Below are 18582 nucleotides of genomic sequence, written 5' to 3' on the forward strand. Positions count from 1 at the left end.
GCGGATGCATGGTGCACGATGCCGCCCACCGAAGCTGCGCAATTTTAATTCAACCTATTCAATATCTTACGCGACCTATCGCAGGATTGGCGGATTGTCGGGATCCATACCAGGAGGCGTGAGGCCGGTAATGGTTTCGGCCTTTGGCAAATCGAAACGCAGGCCATGGCGGGCGAGCTTGGCGGTTATGGGATCGGAGGCGCGGAAGAACGCTACGTCAAGCTGGCCGGCCTCAACGCCCGAGAAGGTCAGCGCCTCGGACACAGCCTGGGCCAGTGCATCCTCTGCGCCGGGGACGGGATCGATGAAGGCCAAAAGGTGGGTCTGTTGGCCGGTTTCGTAACGGATCTGGGCGAGGTACGCACTGTGGGCCAAGCCGCGCGCCGTGGCAAGTTTTGTGTCGAGCGCGGCGATGACCACATCCGGGAGTGTTGATGGGGGCGAGATCTCGGTCGGGGTGGCCTGGGTTTCCTCTGGCGCCGTGTCGAGCGTTTCGGAGAGCCACGTGAGGGCATCTGCCGGGATCAGGATGGCGGAGGGGGCGACTTCGAGATTGACGCCCAATGATATGTTGTTTCCGTTCAAGAGGTTACAGAGGGATCGGCCCGACATGGCAGCATAGGGAGCGGGGCCGTCTGTGAAGGCTGTCAGGCGTTCGGGGCGGTCAAAGGCCAAAACCACCGGGCCATCATCAAGCGGGAAGATCTTTGGGGTGATCTGGTCGCCGTCGGGTTCGGATTCCAACAGCAAAAACAACTCACTGTCAGCCAGGCGCTCATAAAACCGCAGGCGTGCCGCGTCATTGTCGGCGGCAGCCTCCATCGCGGCATGGGCTTGATCGAGCGGCGTTTCTGTCATGGTTTCAATACCTTGGCGATTTGGCTGCGAAGGGTCGGCAGCAGGTCCTCTTCGAACCACGGATTTTTCTTGAGCCACGCGGTATTGCGCCAAGACGGATGGGGCAAGGGAAAGACACGCGGGGCGTGGTCGCGCCAGTTCTGCACCCGCGCTGTCACCGACTGTTTGCCGGTGATATGCCAGCTTTGCGCATGGCCACCGACCAGCAGTGTAAGCTGAATTTTATCAAGGCTTTCAATAATTTGAGCACGCCACGTTTGGGCGCAGATCTTGGGCGGGGGCAGGTCCGATCCCTTTGCGTCATAGCCCGGGAAACAGAACGCCATGGGCACGATGGCGATGCGAGAGCGATCATAGAATGTGTCTTCATCGACACCCATCCAGTCCCGCAGACGCTTACCAGACGCGTCCCAAAAGGGCGTTTGCGCCTGATGGACCCGCAGGCCCGGGGCTTGGCTGGCGATCAGAAGGCGGGCACCGGGCTGAAACCAGACGACCGGGCGCGGCTCATGGGCGGTTGCGGTCGCGGCAAACCGGTCGGCACAGAGAGTACAACGGGCGAGATCTTGGCGCACATCCATCGCGTTGTTTTAGCCCGTCACAGGGGATGCACAACCGATACACATTCCATGCACATCCCATACATACGCGCCGCGCGCTGCCGTAAGCCCGCGTTCATCTTTGGGTCTCGAATTAATATTTCGATGTTTGTCGAAATAATCCTTGCCAACTCAGTTCATTTCGATAATTCTAGAATTATGGAACAGACGACCAGAATGACCGAACACACCTTGCCGCTGGAAGAGGCGGCATCGACCTTTGCCGCCCTTGGATCGGAACAGCGCCTTTCGGTTCTGCGCATGCTGGTGCGGGCCGGACCGGATGGCACCAGCATCGGGACGCTGGGGGAGCGGTCGGGGATCACAGGATCGACGTTGACCCACCATCTAAAAATTCTGACGCAGGCCGGGTTGGTGACCCAGACCCGGGCTGGTCGCTCGATTATCTGTGCGGCGGTCGCCTATGACCAGATCACCGCGCTGAGTGCTTTTCTGGTGCAGGAATGCTGCGCCGATACCGACACGCCGTGCGAGGAGCATGACCATGGCTGAACTGACGCAATCCCTCCCCTCGATCCCCGGCCTGTGGAAGCGGCTGAGCAAGGTTTGGATGGTGATCATTGCCATCCCGCTGGCGGTGCTGGTCCTTGATCCGCCGCAAGCCTGGCCCACGGTGACCTTTGCGGCGGGGGCGTTTTTGCACACGCTGCCCTTCATCGTGTTTGCGGTACTGGCCGTGGGCTACATGAAGGCGACCGGGGCCGAGACATTGCTGGCCCGCGCGTTTGAAGGCAATCAGACCCGGATGATCATCGCCGCGGCCTTGTTGGGCGGGTTGTCGCCCTTTTGTTCATGTGAGGTGATCCCGTTCATCGCGGCCTTGCTGGCTGTTGGCGCACCTTTGGGGGCTGTGATGGCCTTTTGGCTGGCATCACCGCTGATGGATCCAGCCATGTTTTTCATCACTGCGGGCGAGTTGGGCTGGTCCTTTGCCATTGCCAAGGTTTTTGCCGCTGTAGGTTTGGGCCTGTTGGGCGGGTTTGGCACGCGGATGCTGTCCGGGTCGGCCCTATTCGCGGACCCGCTGCGCCCCCAGGCCAGTGGTGGCTGCGGATGCGGCGCCAAAAGATCTTTTGAAGGCAAGCCGGTCTGGAAATTCTGGCCCGATGTGGAGCGTCGGATCGTGTTCAAGGACGCCGTTGTCGAGAACGGGCTGTTCCTGCTGAAATGGCTGCTTGTCGCCTATCTGTTCGAGGCGTTGATGCTGACTTATGTGCCCGCCGAATGGATCGCACAGGCCCTGGGTGGCGAAGGGATCGGGCCAGTTCTGATGGGCGCCTTGGTCGGGATGCCAGCCTACTTGAACGGTTATGCCGCGGTGGGTTTGCTGGACGGCCTGCTGGATCAGGGCATGAGCAATGGCGCCGCCATGAGCTTTGTCATTGCAGGCGGGGTCAGCTGTATCCCGGCCGCGATCGCGGTCTGGGCGCTGGTCAAACCCCGGGTCTTTGCCGGATATATCGGCTTTGCCTTCATCGGGGCTTTGATCGCTGGATTGATCTGGGGCGCCATCGCCTGAGCGTTGCTACATCTGAGCATTATCAAGCCCGGCTAAGTCATGGCCGGGCTTGCGTTGTCTGCGCCAAAGCGTCAGGAATGGGCCTCATAACAAGCGGGGGCTGTCCATGTATCGCGTCTGGAATTTCATCAACAATTATTCTTTGCTGTTGATTGCAGGCGCGCTGATCGCGCTGATCTGGGCGAATGTTGCCCACGACAGTTACAAGGCGTTCCACGATCTGGTGCTGATCGAAGATTTTTTCATCGGCCATCTGCATGATGGGCATCGCACCCTGACACTGCATTACCTGGTGAATGACGTCCTGATGGCGCTGTTTTTTGCCATAGCGGCCAAGGAAGTATGGGAAGCCGTGATCCTGAAGAACGGCTCCTTGCGTGGCAAGAAGGCCGCGACCCCGTTGGTGGCCACGGTTGGCGGCATGGTCGGCCCGATAAGTGTTTATCTGGGCCTGGCAGCGATCTTTGGCAGCACCACGTTCAACGCGGTAGCCAATGGTTGGGCGATCCCGACGGCCACGGATATTGCGTTTTCCTACCTCATTGGGCGGATCGTCTTTGGCGCGGGTCACCCTGCGGTGCGGTTCCTGCTGTTGCTGGCGATTGCCGATGATGCGGCGGGGCTGATCATTCTGGCGGTGTTCTATCCCAGCGGAGCCTTGGCGCCGGTCTGGTTACTGTTGTCTGCTGGCGCGGCGATTGCGGTTTACGTGCTGGCCAACTGGTTGCCGCGGCGGATGGACCGGGGCGATCAGTTGCGCCGGAACTCCACTTGGGTCCGTGAAAAGCTATCTTTTTGGCCCTATGCCCTGGCCGGGTGCCTCAGCTGGTACGGGTTTCAGCAAAGCGGCTTACACCCTGCGCTTGGCCTGTTGCCTATCGTGCCAACGATTCCCCATTGCGAACGCGCCTTTGGGATTTTTGCCGAGGCTGAAAAATATCTGACGGACCTGTTGAACAAGATGGAGCATGCGCTGCAAGTGCCCGTGCAGATCGTCCTGTTCTTCTTTGGCTTGCTGAATGCGGGGGTTGAGCTGTCTTCCATCGGCGATGCCACATGGCTGGTGCTGGCGGGGCTGATCATCGGCAAACCGGCGGGCGTGCTGTTCTTTGGCTGGCTGGCTGCCGGGCCCATGGGGCTGGGCCTGCCGGCGGGCATGCGCACGGTCGATCTGTTCGTGATCGGTTGTGTGGCGGCGATCGGGTTCACCGTGTCGCTGTTCATCGCCACCGTCGCCTTTGATGCGGGCCCGGTGCAGGATGCGGCGAAAATGGGCGCGCTCTTTAGCTTTGCCGCTGCCGTTATCTCGATCATCGCGGGACGGGTGACCGGAGTGCAAAAGCAAGACGCCTGACGCATTTGGAAACACTTTGTTAACCTTAACGGCCTATCGATAGTATCGGGGGTTTGTGAAAACGAAGGGTTTTCGCCGTGTTTTCAGTGTTAATGGGCTGTGGGGCTCGAACCGGTATTCTGGTTCGGGGCCCCATAAACGATTCCGGGGCTATCCGATTTAGGCAGCCAGGCGAGCCGCGCCATGGCTGGTGATAAGGGCATACGGCCCAAGGTGACGGCAGCCCGAAAGGGATACGCCGCCCACAATGTCGCGCGCAAATCAGCACGACATTTGCCGCTGCTGGCGGTTTCGGCAGATGAACCGTCTGGGCAGGACACGGCTGCGCGATATGCCCAATATGTACGATATCGCCGGAAACGGGCGCTTATGTCCGCCGTGCGGTTTGCCGCTGTTGTCCTGGTTCCGACCGCCATCGTAGCCTGGTACATGGCGGTCATTGCAACACCGCTCTACACGGCGACGACCGATTTCATGCTACAACAGATCGAGCAGGCACCACCAGATCATGAGACGCTGCAGACGGCGCATAGGGCGCTCGATCAGGACATTGACCTCGTCAAGGCGCATCTGCAATCGCGCGCTACACGACGGCGCCTCGATGTGGATACGGATTTCCATGGCCATTGGAGCCAAGGCCATGTTGATCCGCTAAACCGGCTGCGCGGCGATCTGTCGGAAGCCGGGCGGCATCGCGCCTACACGCGGCGGGTGAGCATCTCAAGCGATCCGGAGACTGGCCTGATTCAGGTGCAGGTCCGCGGGGTTGATCCCGAAAGCGCGCTGCAGATGTCAGAACAGCTGGTCGATTATGCACGCAGCTACGTCAGATTACTCACGGCGGAGCGCCGCGCGGACCTGACCCGCGACGCCTTGCACACCTATCAACAGGCCCGCCACCGGATCGTGGCCAGCCGGGCGCGTCTGGATTTTGTACGCAAACAGTTTGAACCGGCAGGCACTGATCAGGTGACCCGCAACCTCAGCGCACCGCTGTTTGGGGAGATGGATGCCGCAGATGAGATTGGGCTGGACCCCAACAAACTCTCTATCACGAACATGCAGAACGTGATCGCGGACCTGCGGCCGGACTGGCCCGATGAGGTCACGGCGCGCAATCCGATCCTGAAGATGGCCGAAACCGACCTGCGCCAAGACAGCATGGCCCTTCACACCGCCGTCATCGCGCTGGAACAGCAACGCCGGGCCGCCTTGCGCGAGCATTTGTGTCTGTCGGTTGGTCTGCAACCAGTCGTGCGCGCATGGTCCGGTCCCGCCCGGGTGGCGCAATCCAGTGTGCTGGCTTTCCTAATCTTCGGCGGCCTCTATATGGTAACTGCGCGCGGGATCCCTAGCCTGCGCCAGCGTGCCTAGTCCCCCTTTGACCTCCACGAGGAATGGGCGCTGGGGTTTTCCCATGGTGCCTGATACATCCTGACCGACCCACGGCAGGAGGACAGCATGCGCGATGTGGCAATAGGTGACCTGACCCTTGGAAATGACCGCCCCCTGACCATCATCGCGGGCCCTTGCCAGCTTGAAACCCTGGACCATGCACTGGAGATTGCGCGAACCATGGCCGCCGCCTGTGCCGAAGCCGGGGCGGGTTACGTGTTCAAGGCGAGTTACGACAAGGCCAACCGCACCTCTCTTTCCGGCATGCGCGGCATGGGGATTGAAGCGGGGCTAGAGGCGCTGGCCACTATCCGGGCAGAGGTGGGTTGCCCCGTTCTGACCGATGTACATTTGCCAGGTGATTGCGCCCAGGTGGCCCAGGCCGTGGATGTGCTGCAAATCCCCGCCTTTCTGTGCCGCCAGACAGATCTGTTGCTCGCTGCGGGGGAAACCGGCGCGGTGGTGAACATCAAGAAAGGGCAGTTCCTGGCCCCGTGGGACATGGCGCATGTGGCAGCCAAGGTCGCCAGCACCGGCAATGACCAGATCCTGCTGACCGAGCGCGGCACATCCTTTGGCTATAACACGCTGGTCGCTGACATGCGCGCCCTGCCCCAGATGGCCGCGACGGGCTATCCGGTGGTGATGGATGCGACCCATTCCGTGCAGCAACCGGGCGGGCAAGGCGGATCCAGCGGCGGGCAGCGTGAATTTGCGCCGGTTATGGCCCGGGCTGCCGTCAGTTTGGGCATCGCAGCGGTGTTTATCGAAACGCACCCCACGCCCGATACGGCCCCGAGTGATGGGCCGAACATGATCCCGCTTGATCAGATGCCCGCCCTGATCCGCCAATTGATGGCCTTTGACGCTTTGGCTAAAGAGGCGCCAGCTAGAGTTTGAAATTCCGGGAGAATCCCTTTGACCACCCCCCAACCGACCGTTGACCAAAACACCTGGGCCTTTCTGCGTGATGCGATGATCACGCCCACAGGGTTTCGTGAATATGATGCCCGCTGGAAGTACCCAGACGCGATCAACCTGCCGGGCATCACGGCCCTGGGGCTAGGTCTGGGCACGCAGATGCACAAGCGCGGGATTGATCCGGTGATTGCGGTGGGCAACGACTATCGCGACTATTCGCTGTCGATCAAGAACGCCCTGATCCTGGGGCTGATGCGGGCGGGGATCCAGGTTAAGGACATTGGCCCAGCGTTGAGCCCAATGGCCTATTTTAGCCAATTCCACCTGGATGTGCCTGCGGTGGCGATGGTCACGGCCTCGCACAACCCGAACGGCTGGACGGGCGTGAAGATGGGCTTTGACCGGCCCCTGACCCACGGCCCTGACGAGATGGGTGAGCTGCGCGATATCGTTCTGGAGGGCCGGAGCGAGACCCGCGATGGCGGCAGCTACGAATTCGTGGATGGCGTGATGGAGGCCTATATCGACGATTTATGCGGTGATTTCAAAATGTCGCGCAAGTTGAAGGTCGTCTGCGCCACCGGCAACGGGACAGCCAGTGCGTTCGCGCCTGCGATTTTCGAGCGGATCGGGGTGGAGGTCGTGCCATCCCATAACGAGTTGGACTACACCTTCCCGCATTACAACCCGAACCCAGAGGCGATGGAGATGCTGCACGACATGGCGGGCAGCGTGAAAGCGTCGGGGGCTGATTTCGCGTTGGGCTTTGACGGGGATGGCGATCGCTGTGGAGTGGTAGACGATGAGGGCGAGGAGATCTTTGCCGACAAGGTCGGGGTCATCATGGCGCGGGATCTGTCGAAGATCTATCCGAATTCGACCTTTGTGGCGGATGTGAAATCGACGGGGCTGTTTGCCAGTGACCCGGAGTTACAGGCCAATGGTGTGACAGCGGATTACTGGAAGACCGGGCACAGTCACATGAAGCGCCGGGTCAAGGAACTGGGCGCGCTGGCGGGGTTCGAGAAGTCGGGCCATTACTTCCTGGCCGAGCCCGTGGGCCGTGGTTACGATTGCGGCATGCGGGTGGCGGTTGAAATCTGCAAGCTGATGGACCGCAACCCCGATATGAAGATGTCGGACCTGCGCAAGGCCCTGCCCAAGACTTTCTCGACCCCCACCATGTCGCCCTATTGCGCCGATACCGAGAAATACGACGTCCTTGCCCGCCTGGTCGACAAGCTGGTGGCGAAACACGACGCCGGAGAGACCCTGGCCGGTCGCTCCATCAAACAGGTGGTCACGGTGAACGGGGCCCGGGTGATCCTGGACAATGGCGCCTGGGGCCTTGTCCGCGCCAGCTCCAACACGCCGAATCTGGTGGTGGTCTGCGAAAGCCCCGAAAACGACGCCGAAATGCGCGCCATCTTCACCGACATCGACGCAGTCATCCGCACCGAGCCATCGGTCGGTGAGTACGATCAGACGATTTAAACTGGCATAGGGTGGGCAATTCTATAAACGATAGGCGGGCAATTTGCCCGCCTTAGTTTTTTATATGCTAACTAATGATATCTGCTGTTCTCTTTTATACTTTCACGGAACCACTTCTTGCTATATATTCAGCTGGTAGGTGAGGAGAAATAAAGCCAATGAATACCTTTCAAGCAGGCACTCAGTATAATGATTTACAAGGAACTATCGCAGCAGATAGATCCGATAGCAATCGCTTCGTAGATTATCTAGAAAGCAAAAACTATATCCGAGATCATGAAATAGTTGCGGCTTACAAACTGAACATTGGCGAAAATCAAGGGCATGATGTATCGGAGATATTCATCACCGTATATTTTGTAAACAAAGGTGCATTTGAAGAAAAACCGAAAGACGTTAGAGGCGTCGAATTTCGCATCGAGCCCGCCAAATTTCTTTCTTATTTTAAGAGGCTGGATGCCATAATGATAACAAAAGGATTAGATTTGTCTGAATTGCGCGTCGATGTCCAACGTATTGATTGAGTTACAACGGATTGGCCCCAGTGTTCGAGTATACATTCAAGTCTAGACCGGCACTATATGGCTGAGTTTGGCCGTCAAGCTGAAGCGGTGCGCTGGCTTTGAAGGATCGCCGGACCGGGGGGCGGCCCGGCGATGGCGCGGCGGCCTTCGGCCTTGACTCCGCGCTAGGCCGCTGAGCAGCACGCCAGGTTGAGCGGCTTGATCCGTCGAAATCAGGCGTAGGGTGGGCAATCTGCCCACCTTTGCGGCGCGGTGGGCAACTTGCCCACCCTACCCGTCTTTGCGGATGGTTTGGTTTTGGGGGTCGTAGGGGCTGTCTTCGACCACTTCTGCGGGCCAGAGTTGGTTTTGGAGTTTGACTTGGAGTTTGGTGCCGGGTGCAGCGTGCTGGGGCGTGACATAGCCCATGGCGATGCTTTTGCCGAAATGGACGGAGTAGCCGCCGGAGGTGAGGCGGCCGATGCGCTCTTCCCCCGCATACAGGGCTTCGCGGCCCCAGGGGTCGGCGTCTGGGGGGCCATCGATCAGGAGGGTGACGCATTTGGAACGGATGCCGGTACGCTCCATCGCCTCTTTGCCGTGGAAGTCCTTGGTGAGGTCGACGAAGCGGTCGAGGCCGGCCTCTAGGGGTGTGGCGTCGCGGCCAAGCTCGGTCCCGAAGGCACGGTAGCTTTTCTCTTGCCGCAGCCAGTTCTGGGCGCGGGCGCCGACGGGTTTGAGGCCATGCGGCGCGCCGGCCTCCATGAGACGGTCCCAGAGGTAGGTCTGCATCTCCATCGGGTGGTGAAGCTCCCACCCCAGCTCTCCGGTATAGGCGACGCGGATGGCTTTGACCGGGCACATGCCAAGCTCGATATTGCGGACCGACAGCCAGGGGAAGCGCTTGTTCGATAGGGCCGTGGCGGGATCGGGGTCGCGGATGAGGCTGGCCAGGACTTCACGAGATTTCGGGCCAGCGATGGCGAAGACGCCCCATTGGCTGGTCACGTCCTGTTCGTTGATACGGCCGAAGCGGTCTTCGGTTTCCCAGATCGCCTTGTAGAGGTTGTCCTGGTCATAGGCGTGCCAGGCCCCGGCGGAGACGAGGTAGTATTCGTTTTCGGCCTCGCGCACGATCGTGTATTCGGTGCGCGTGGTGCCGTGGGAGGTGAGCGCGTAGGTCAGGTTGATGCGCCCCACCTTGGGCAGCTTGTTGCAGGTGAACCAGTCGAGGAAGGCGGTGGCACCCGGCCCGCTGATGTGGTGCTTGGCGAAGGCGGTGGCGTCGATCAGGCCGACATTTTCGCGGATGGCCTTGGCCTCTGCCACTGCATATCGCCACCAATCGCCGCGGCGGAAGCTGCGGGCGTCGTGGTCGAAGCTGTCGGGGGCATCGAGGGAGCCGTAATAGTTAGGCCGCTCCCAACCGTTGACCTGGCCGAATTGGGCACCCAGCGCTTTCTGCCGGTCATAGGCGGGCGCGGTTTTCAGGGGGCGGCAGGCGGGGCGTTCTTCGTCCGGGTGGTGGAGGATGAAGACGTGGGCATAGCATTCTTCGTTCTTGCGCATCGCGTATTCGGTGGTGATCCAATCGCCGTAGCGTTTGGGATCAAGGGAGGCCATGTCGATCTCGGCCTCGCCTTCGGTCATGAGCTGTGCGAGGTAATGCCCGGTGCCGCCCGCGGCGGTGATGCCAAAGCTGAACCCCTCTGCCAGCCACATGTTTTGCAGGCCCGGCGCGGGGCCAACGAGGGGGTTGCCGTCGGGCGTGTAGCAGATGGGGCCGTTGAAGTCGTCTTTGAGACCGGCGGTTTCCGAGGACGGAATGCGGTGGATCATGGACATGTATTCCGCTTCGATCCGGTCGAGGTCGAGGGGGAAGAGGTCGGCGCGGAAACTGTCGGGGCAGCCATATTCGAACCGGGCGGGGGCGCCGTGCTCGTAAGGCCCTAGGATCCAGCCGCCGCGCTCCTCCCGCACGTACCATTTGGCGTCGGCGTCGCGAAGGACAGGGTGTTCAGGGTTGTTCTTGCGCCATTCCTGCAACGCCGGATCGGGTTCGGTAACGATATACTGGTGCTCGACCGGGATGGCGGGGCTTTTGATGCCCAGCAGGCGGGCCGTACGTTGGGCATGGTTGCCGGTGGCGGTGACGACATGTTCGGCGGTGATGATAACCTGTTCGTCGGACGGGATAAGGTTGCCGCCCTGTTCGACCATCTTTGTGCAGGTGACCTGCCATTCGGACCCGGTCCAGCAATAGGCGTCGGCCTGCCAGCGCCGTTCGATGGTCACGCCGTGATTGCGGGCGCCTTTGGCCATGGCCTGGGTGACATCGGCGGGGTTGATATAGCCATCGGTGGGGTGGAGGATGGCGCCTTTCAGATCCTCGGTGCGAACCAGCGGGTAGCGGTCTTTGATCTGGGCCGGCGTCAGCCATTCATAGGGGACGCCGCAAGTTTCGGCCGTGCTGGCATAGAGCATGTATTCGTCCATGCGGGCCTGGGTCTGCGCCATGCGGAGGTTGCCGACGACCGAAAAGCCGGGGTTTAGGCCGGTCTCCTCCTCCAGCGTTTTGTAGAACTTGATGGAATAGTCGTGGATATGGGTCGTGGCGTAGGACATGTTGAAGTAGGGGAGCAGACCGGCGGCGTGCCAGGTGGAGCCTGAGGTCAGCTCGTCCCGCTCCAACAGCATCGTATCCCAGCCCGCCTTTCCCAGGTGGTAGGCGATGCCGGTGCCGACAGCGCCGCCGCCGATCACTAATGCTTTTACGTGGGTTTTCATTGTCCCGACTCCCGACCGTTTTCCCGATACTGTGCCGGATGTGCCGGGGTCGGGACAGGTTCAGCCGACCGATATTATTCCGAAACCGACGCGCGCGCATTCGTCACCCAGACCACTTCCCTGTTGTCGGATCGCAAACCGTGCGGCACGCTGACTGAACTGGTGCAATTGAAATTTAGACATATGTCATTTCAGGAGGGACCTTCATGCATTTGATGAAGGCTGCGAAGATCATGCAAATGGAGTACAATCCGAACGCGCAGGGGTTGCGGGTGCGAGACAAACATGTGGCGCGCGGGGTTGAGACCTATCTGCTGACCAAGGGTATCGTCGTTGTGCCCGGCACAAATGATTTGCGAGACTGGCAGCGGTTCAACTTCAAGTTTGACCGGTGGACCTTGCGGTTTGCCGGGACAGCCACGCGGCCCGGCGCGTCAGGCATTCGCTGGCATGGCGGTTTTCCGGAGCATGCTGAGGTACTGGATGACTGGATGAAGGATAAGAACCCGCAGCTTTTGATTGGCCATTCGCTGGGCGCGGCCTCGGCCCAGATTGTGGAAGCGAGCCTAGATATACCGGTCATCGCCTTTGCATCCCCCCAGCCGAAACGCGATGCCCGGGCGTTTCCGGGAGCGCATCACATACTCAACATAAAGCGAAGCGACGATCCGGTTTGCAAAGTTCCGTCAAAGTTACTGGCCTTTTCGACGCTGGGACGGACGGCGACATTGCGACTTGCACAGATGGAACTTGGGCTGCGGCATAAGATGAAGCATTACCTGGCCTTGCTGGGGAAACCGGGCGCACCGGTACCGCAGAGCTGGCCTGTTTCGCCTTAGTCGAGCGCAGACGAAAAGGCCCCGTCCGCCGTATCAATTCGCAGGGGACGGGGCCATCTTTGACGCGTTGGGGCGTGACCGGTCAGGCCGCTTTATCCCAGGACACCACACGGTGAGTGCCGATATCCGGGCGGTGGGTTTCGCTCAGATTGGCGCGCAGGATTTCCAAGGCAAAAACGACGCCACTGCCGGTCGAAGACCAGATCGCAGCGTCTTGCAGATCGAGGCAAAGCAACAGGATGTTCGGATCATCCTTGCCGCCATCGAAAAATGCAGCTGCGACGCGCGACCACACCTCATCCAGTTTGGCCGGATTTACGACGGGTCGTAGGGTGCCCTTTAGACAGGCGTGATAGTCATGATCCTTGCCTGTCACGTTGAAATGAGCATCGGCGCCGACATTTGCAGCATGGGCCAAGTCTGTCTCACGCGAGGTGATGAACCAGATCTGGCCCGCATCGCGATCCATATACGGCGCCATGGGTTGATAGTGTTGCCCCGACCCGATGACACCCAACATACCAGCATGGATGTCATCAAGCTGGTCGAACAACTGACCCTTGGCGTCGCGATCTGTGCGGTCCGTGTCGGCCATGTCAGCTGGCCTTTTTCATCCAGTCATCCACCTCATCGCGGGCCTCTTCTTTGGTCTTGCCGTATTTCGCTTGGATCAACCCTTCGAGCTGCTCGCGGTCGCCTTCGGCTTGCTGCAACTCATCATCGGTCAGCTTGCCCCAGTTTTCTTTGGCCTTGCCGGTGAATTGCTTCCAGTTTCCTTGTACTTGATCCCAATTCATAACGATCTCCTGTCTGCTGTTTACGTCTAGAGAAGGAACGGATGGGAGGGGGGATGGTTCCCGAAAATCTCAACAAAAAACGGGACGGGTCGCGGTGCGTGTCCGGTCAGGGCACGGCGACGCCCAGAATGTCAGGTTCAGGTGTTTGGTCAAATATCTGGTCGATCCGGTCAACACGGAAGGTGCCACTGATGATCGGGCGGATAAGGCTGCGGCGTGGATTGCCCGGATCGAAGATGGCGTAGCACATGTAATCTTCCAGCAGGGCGGCCTGTTCTTCATATCCGCGGTCCAGGAAGGCTTCGGGATCGCCCGCTTGATAGAAATAAGGGTCGCGTTGAAAGACCCCTTCAAACACTGCACGAATGGGGCGATATCCCGTAGTTTCGCGGTTCTGCCACTGCCAGACATGGACCAGCTCGTGGAGCAGGATCAGGGATTGCGGCATCAGCACTTGCCGGGGCCACCCTTCCATGATGTCGGTCAAATAAAAGTTGCGGGAAAAGTGGACCTGATTGCGAATGGCCCAGGCTGCAGGCGGCGGTTTCTCTGTCCTTGGGGCAATGCGGTCACAGATGCCGGGTTGGCGGGACAGCGGTTCCGTCGCCGCCGGTTGGACCGGATCAACGGGGCGTGGGTTGAAACTTTGGGCAACACGAACGCGATCCACATCCAGGGTTGGGCCAAAAACCTCGGTCGCGAAAGCGCGTTCATTGACAGAGAGCGGCCTGCCGCAAGCGCTCAGCAGCAGCACCGTCAGCAACACGACCGACATACGACACACTAAAAAACCTAATGGCAACAGAAGCTGCACCTATAACATGGAGGGGACGATCAAATCGGGCGGGCGATGACCGTCCTGATAGGTCTTGATATTGATGATGACCTTTTCGCCCATCTCAACCCGGCCCTCCTGCGTGGCAGAGCCCATATGCGGCAGCAAGACGACATTCGGCATCTCGCGCAGGCGCGGATTCACCTTGAACCCATGTTCATAAACGTCAAGGCCCGCGCCTCCCAACTCTCCGGCCCTCAGCATCCGGGTCAGGGCGTTTTCGTCGATCACCTCCCCGCGGGATGTGTTTACGATCACCGCATCGGGCTTCATCAGCTTCAGGCGGCGGGCATTCATCAGGTGAAAGGTGGAGGGCGTGTGGGGGCAATTCACGCTGACCACATCCATGCGGCTGACCATCTGGTCCAGACTTTCCCAGTAGGTCGCCTCTAACTGCTCCTCAACCTCGGGGCGCAGGCGTTTACGGTTATGGTAATGGATCTGCATGCCAAACGCCTGGGCCCGGCGGGCTACAGCCTGCCCGATGCGGCCCATTCCCAGGATGCCAAGGCGACGTCCGGCAACGCGCCCGCCCAGAAACGCAGTGGGCGCCCAGCCTTGCCAACTGCCTGCTTGCATGACCGACAGGCCCTCTGGGATCTTGCGGGTGACGCTCAGGATCAGAGCCAGCACCATATCGGCCGTGTCATCCGTGACCACATCTGGCGTATTGCTGACCAGGATGCCACGCTGCCGAGCCGTGGCAACATCGATATTGTCGATGCCGGCACCAAAACAGGCAATCAACTTCAACCTATCCCCCGCCTGCCCGATCAGCCCTGCATCGACCTGGTCGGTCACCGTCGGCACCAGAACATCGGCCCGGCGCATGGCGGCCCCGATATCGTCGCGCGACATCGGCGCGTCGTCCTCGCGCAGTTCGGCGTCAAAAAGCTCCTTCAGGCGGGTCTCTACCACTTCGGGCAACCGTCGCGTTACGACAACACTAAGCCGTTCAGACGGCATGGACCTCTCCCTTCGCTTTCCTAAATCGCCCTGCTTTGGCACATTGCGCACAAACACCAAAGCGCACAAGCGCACCCGGGATCATGAGCAGACTTTTTTCCAAGTGGCGCAGTTCACACGTCGGTCAAACACGGCTTTTATCAGCGTTAACAGGCCTTTGCATCCTATTGGCCGCGCAGACCAGCGTGGCTGATCAGCGCGGGCCTGTGACAAATCTGCCTTTGCCCCGCTTCGTGTCGCTGAAAGCCGTCGAAGGCAATGCGCGGCGCGGGCCCTCCCTGACCCACCGGATCGACTGGGTCTTCACCCGGCGTGCCATGCCGCTTGAGGTGACGGCGGAATTTGGCCACTGGCGCCGGGTGCGCGACCGCGAAGGGGCGGGCGGCTGGATGCACTATTCCCTAATTTCCGGCGTGCGCACCGTTTTGATCGAACAGGATATGGTGCCGATGCGTGCCAAACCCGACATTGATGCCCCGACGACGGCCCAGGCAGAGCTGGGCGTGGTGGCGCGGCTGGGCAAGTGCCTGCCTGACTGGTGCCGGATCACCGCGGGTCGTCAACGCGGCTGGGTCAGCAAAACAGCACTATGGGGCGTCGCACCAGACGAGTTGCGCAAGTAACTTCAAACCCCCTCGGGCCGATCTCCCATCAGATAGCGCGGCCCGGCACCCTTTTCGCCGGCGGTGTCCTTGGCATTGTAGAGCGCACAGCGTTTCAACGACAGGCAACCGCAGCCGATGCACCCGTCCAGATTGTCCCTTAGGCGGGTCAGGGTTGCGATCTGGCGGTCAAGCTCGGCCCGCATGCCCGTGCCGATCCGCACCCAATCCGCCTCATTCGGCGTACGGCCCCGGGGCAAGGCGGCCAACTCCATCTGGATCTGTTCAAGGGTAAACCCAAACTGCTGGGCGATCTGAATGAACGCCAACCGCCGGATCATCGACCGTTCAAACCGCCGCTGTCCACCGGCATTGCGGTTGGAACAGATCAGCCCCTTTGCGTCATAATACCGGATGGCTGATACGGCCAGCCCCGTACGGCGCGCCACCTGACCGATGCTCAACTCTTGTTGCAGCGGCATATATCCTCCCAGAAATAGCTTGACCTAAAGTGAGGTTTAGAAATTAGACCGGCAATCGTTCAAACGCAATCGAAGGAGCGGACCCATGACACAAGCAAGATTGGAACATGCCAATATCACCGTCCCGGATGCCAAGACCACCGCAGCGGAGCTTTGCTCGATCTTCGACTGGAAAATCCGGTGGGAAGGGGAGGCCAAGGATAACGGCCACACCGTCTATGTTGGCGAGGATCATACATATCTGGCCATCTACACCCCCGCCGCTCAGGTCGGGGATGGCGGCATCACCCATACAACCCGCGGCGGGCTGAACCATATCGGCGTCGTGGTCCAAGACTTGGACGCGATGGAACACCGCCTGAAAACCGCAGGCTACACCCCCCACGCCCATGGCAACTATGAGCCTGGCCGCCGGTTCTATTTCGACAGCCATGACGGGATCGAGATCGAGGTGATCAGCTACACATAACCGCGCGATCCCGCCAAAGCGCTGCCCTGACTTCCGGCGCCTCCCTCCCCCTCATGAGGGGGAGGGATTGAGGGAGGGGGACGAGACCGAGGGAAGGGGTTTACGCAGCTTTGTCCAGCCCCCTGCCCTTCAACAAGGCCTCGACCCCGGGCAAACGACCGCGGAACTGTTTGTACAGGATATCGGGCTCAACCGATCCGCCGGTCGACAGGATATGGCGCTCCAACTTCTCGGCAGTCTCCGGGTCAAAGGCACTGCCAGCTTCCTCGAACGCGGCAAACGCATCGGCATCCATGACCTCAGACCACATATAACTGTAATAGGCCGCGGCATAATATCCGCCCGAAAACACATGGGCGAAATGCGGCGTGGCATGGCGCATCCCGATGGCGTGCGGCATCCCCAAATGCCCCAGGATCTCGGCCTGTTTCTGCATCGGATCGGCAGGGGGTGGCCCGTCATGAAATTCCAGATCCACCAAGGCCGAAGCCACGTATTCCACCGTCTGGAACCCCATATCGAAATTCGCGGCATCCAGGACACGCTGCAACATCTCAGGCGGCATCGGCTCACCGGTTTCGGCATGGGTCGCAAATTTTTGCAGCACCTCAGGCACTTCCAGCCAGTGTTCATAAAGCTGGCTCGGCAATTCCACGAAATCACGCGGGACAGAGGTGCCCGAGATCTCTTCATAGGTCACATCGCTCAGCATCTGGTGCAAAGCATGGCCAAATTCATGGAATAGGGTTCGCGCATCGTCGTAGCTCAACAGCGCAGGCTGCCCGGCAGGCGGTTTGGCGAAGTTGCACACATTGACGACATGGGGCCGGATATCGCCAAGCAAGCGCTGCTGCGACCGGAGCGCACTGCACCACGCCCCCGACCGCTTACCGGATCGCGCGAAATAGTCGCCCATGAAAACGGCCATATGTTCGCCATCGCGACTGACCTCCCATAAACGCACATCGGGATGGTTGCCAACGGCATCGAGCGGTTTGACATCCAAATTAAACAGCCGCTTGGCGCAATGAAACGCGGCCTCGATCATCTGGTCGAGCTGGAAATACGGCTTCATCTCGGCCTCATCCAGATCATGCTCGGCCAGGCGCCGCTTTTCCGCGTAATAGCGCCAATCCCAAGCCTCCAACGGGGCAGGCAAACCATCGGCCACCAACATGGTCTCCAGCACCGTGCCGTCCTGTTCCGCGCGGGCCTTGGCGGGCTCCCACACGGCCATCAGCAGGTCGCGCACGGCTTCGGGCGTCTTCGCCATCTCGGTTTCCAGCTTGTACGCTGCGAAGTTGTCATACCCCAGCAAATCAGCCCGTTCGGCACGCAACTTCAGCATCTCGGCCGTCATCGCGCGGTTATCGGTCTTCCCGCCATTGGCACCGCGGGACGTCCAGGCGCGGTAGGCTTTCTCACGCAGATCCCGGCGCGGTGAGAATTGCAGGAAGGGCGCAATAAGCGAACGTGACAGGGTCACGACGGGACCATCGGCGCCTTTCTCCTCTCCGGCAGAGCGGGCCGCATCAATGACAAAATCAGGTAGGCCGGTCAGATCCTCCTCAGACAGCGGCATGACCCAATCGCGTTCATCAGCCAGCAGGTTCTGACCAAATGCTGTGCCAAGCTCTGCCAACCGTCCGTTCAGCTCTTTCAAACGCACGCGCCCGGCTTCATCGAGTTCGGCGCCCGCGCGCACGAAATTGCGGTGTGTCAACTCTAGCAAACGCTTGCCTTGGTCGGTCAGATCCAGATCGTTGCGTTGATCCCAAACCGTTTTGATCCGCGCAAAAAGGGTCGGGTTCAGCACCAGATCCGAGCTAAAGGCCGACAGACGGGGCGAGAAATCGCGCTGCATCCGTTCCCGCTCCGGATTACTGTCCGTGCCCGACATCGTGTAGAACACCGAAAGCACGCGGTTCAGGTCACGGCCATAGGTTTCCAACGCTTCAATGGTGTTGGCGAAAGTCGGCGTTTCCGAATTGTTCACGATGGCCGAGACATCGGCCTCTGCCTGGGCCAAGGCCGTCTCGAAGGCCGGTTCGAAATGGGTGTCTTCAATGTCGGCGAAAGGGGGCAATTCAAATGGGGCGGTCCAGGGGGCAAGCAGCGGATTGGTCATGACGAGGCTCCTT

Annotated in this window: 19 protein-coding genes; 10 read left to right on the forward strand and 9 right to left on the reverse strand. The window is 60.0% G+C overall.

Translation table 11 applies throughout. The features are described 5' to 3' along the window. Window positions 1–75: 75 nt before the first annotated feature. On the reverse strand, window positions 76–858 hold the full coding sequence (locus IU397_RS10910; RefSeq protein WP_204413436.1) for an SseB family protein: 783 nt from the start codon (window positions 856–858) through the stop codon (window positions 76–78). Then, complete coding sequence (locus tag IU397_RS10915; protein WP_204413439.1) at window positions 855–1439, reverse strand: uracil-DNA glycosylase family protein; 585 nt, start codon at window positions 1437–1439, stop codon at window positions 855–857. Before IU397_RS10915 ends, IU397_RS10910 begins: the two co-directional genes overlap by 4 nt. 195 nt (window positions 1440–1634) lie before the next feature. On the opposite strand from IU397_RS10915, the gene IU397_RS10920 reads away from it, so the two are divergent. The 7 genes from IU397_RS10920 (at window position 1635) to IU397_RS10950 (ending at window position 8685) form a co-directional block, all read left to right on the forward strand. After that, window positions 1635–1970 (forward strand): helix-turn-helix transcriptional regulator, encoded by a 336-nt coding sequence (locus IU397_RS10920; RefSeq protein WP_204413441.1) that lies wholly within the window; start codon window positions 1635–1637, stop codon window positions 1968–1970. After that, window positions 1963–2997, forward strand: coding sequence for a permease (locus IU397_RS10925; protein ID WP_204413444.1), 1035 nt, complete (start codon window positions 1963–1965; stop codon window positions 2995–2997). The genes IU397_RS10920 and IU397_RS10925 overlap by 8 nt, the downstream gene beginning before the upstream one ends. Before the next feature lie 106 nt (window positions 2998–3103). Then, the gene (locus IU397_RS10930; RefSeq protein ID WP_204413446.1) at window positions 3104–4351 is read left to right on the forward strand and encodes a Na+/H+ antiporter NhaA; all 1248 of its coding nucleotides are present in this window, start codon (window positions 3104–3106) and stop codon (window positions 4349–4351) included. 183 nt (window positions 4352–4534) lie between these two features. Further along, window positions 4535–5725 (forward strand): hypothetical protein, encoded by a 1191-nt coding sequence (locus IU397_RS10935; protein ID WP_204413450.1) that lies wholly within the window; start codon window positions 4535–4537, stop codon window positions 5723–5725. A gap of 87 nt (window positions 5726–5812) precedes the next feature. Beyond that, window positions 5813–6646 carry a 3-deoxy-8-phosphooctulonate synthase gene (gene kdsA / locus IU397_RS10940; protein ID WP_204413452.1) on the forward strand — a complete coding sequence of 278 codons (834 nt, stop codon included), beginning with the start codon at window positions 5813–5815 and terminating at the stop codon, window positions 6644–6646. Between the two features lie 75 nt (window positions 6647–6721). Next, the gene (locus tag IU397_RS10945) at window positions 6722–8161 is read left to right on the forward strand and encodes a phosphomannomutase/phosphoglucomutase (RefSeq protein ID WP_204413772.1); all 1440 of its coding nucleotides are present in this window, start codon (window positions 6722–6724) and stop codon (window positions 8159–8161) included. A gap of 158 nt (window positions 8162–8319) precedes the next feature. Then, window positions 8320–8685, forward strand: coding sequence for a hypothetical protein (locus IU397_RS10950; protein WP_204413454.1), 366 nt, complete (start codon window positions 8320–8322; stop codon window positions 8683–8685). Window positions 8686–8955: 270 nt separating this feature from the next. Here IU397_RS10950 and IU397_RS10955 read toward each other — a convergent pair whose 3' ends face one another. After that, window positions 8956–11451, reverse strand: coding sequence for an FAD-dependent oxidoreductase (locus tag IU397_RS10955; protein ID WP_204413456.1), 2496 nt, complete (start codon window positions 11449–11451; stop codon window positions 8956–8958). Between the two features lie 206 nt (window positions 11452–11657). Here IU397_RS10955 and IU397_RS10960 point away from each other — a divergent pair, with 206 nt between their 5' ends. After that, window positions 11658–12290, forward strand: coding sequence for a hypothetical protein (locus IU397_RS10960; RefSeq protein ID WP_204413465.1), 633 nt, complete (start codon window positions 11658–11660; stop codon window positions 12288–12290). Between the two features lie 82 nt (window positions 12291–12372). On the opposite strand, the gene IU397_RS10965 is transcribed toward IU397_RS10960, so the two are convergent. The 4 genes from IU397_RS10965 to IU397_RS10980 all read right to left on the reverse strand — a co-directional run bounded on the left by IU397_RS10965 (window position 12373) and on the right by IU397_RS10980 (window position 14888). After that, complete coding sequence (locus IU397_RS10965; RefSeq protein WP_204413470.1) at window positions 12373–12885, reverse strand: pyridoxamine 5'-phosphate oxidase family protein; 513 nt, start codon at window positions 12883–12885, stop codon at window positions 12373–12375. A 1-nt stretch (window position 12886) separates the two neighbouring features. Further along, on the reverse strand, window positions 12887–13087 hold the full coding sequence (locus tag IU397_RS10970) for a CsbD family protein (RefSeq protein WP_204413471.1): 201 nt from the start codon (window positions 13085–13087) through the stop codon (window positions 12887–12889). 106 nt (window positions 13088–13193) lie between these two features. Further along, window positions 13194–13862: a hypothetical protein gene (locus IU397_RS10975; protein WP_204413472.1), complete on the reverse strand. Its 669-nt coding sequence runs from the start codon at window positions 13860–13862 to the stop codon at window positions 13194–13196. 39 nt (window positions 13863–13901) lie between these two features. Next, on the reverse strand, window positions 13902–14888 hold the full coding sequence (locus IU397_RS10980; protein ID WP_204413473.1) for a D-glycerate dehydrogenase: 987 nt from the start codon (window positions 14886–14888) through the stop codon (window positions 13902–13904). Window positions 14889–14971: 83 nt separating this feature from the next. Here IU397_RS10980 and IU397_RS10985 point away from each other — a divergent pair, with 83 nt between their 5' ends. Then, window positions 14972–15511, forward strand: coding sequence for an SH3 domain-containing protein (locus IU397_RS10985; RefSeq protein WP_204413474.1), 540 nt, complete (start codon window positions 14972–14974; stop codon window positions 15509–15511). A 2-nt stretch (window positions 15512–15513) separates the two neighbouring features. On the opposite strand, the gene soxR is transcribed toward IU397_RS10985, so the two are convergent. After that, on the reverse strand, window positions 15514–15972 hold the full coding sequence (gene soxR, locus IU397_RS10990; protein WP_204413476.1) for a redox-sensitive transcriptional activator SoxR: 459 nt from the start codon (window positions 15970–15972) through the stop codon (window positions 15514–15516). An 85-nt stretch (window positions 15973–16057) separates the two neighbouring features. On the opposite strand from soxR, the gene IU397_RS10995 reads away from it, so the two are divergent. Beyond that, window positions 16058–16441 carry a VOC family protein gene (locus IU397_RS10995; RefSeq protein WP_204413477.1) on the forward strand — a complete coding sequence of 128 codons (384 nt, stop codon included), beginning with the start codon at window positions 16058–16060 and terminating at the stop codon, window positions 16439–16441. A gap of 100 nt (window positions 16442–16541) precedes the next feature. Here IU397_RS10995 and IU397_RS11000 read toward each other — a convergent pair whose 3' ends face one another. Continuing rightward, window positions 16542–18569 carry a M3 family metallopeptidase gene (locus IU397_RS11000; RefSeq protein ID WP_204413478.1) on the reverse strand — a complete coding sequence of 676 codons (2028 nt, stop codon included), beginning with the start codon at window positions 18567–18569 and terminating at the stop codon, window positions 16542–16544. Between the last annotated feature and the right edge of the window lie 13 nt (window positions 18570–18582).

Origin of the sequence: Actibacterium sp. 188UL27-1 (assembly GCF_016901225.1) — a bacterium.
In the GTDB taxonomy this organism is placed as follows: Bacteria; Pseudomonadota; Alphaproteobacteria; order Rhodobacterales; family Rhodobacteraceae; genus 188UL27-1.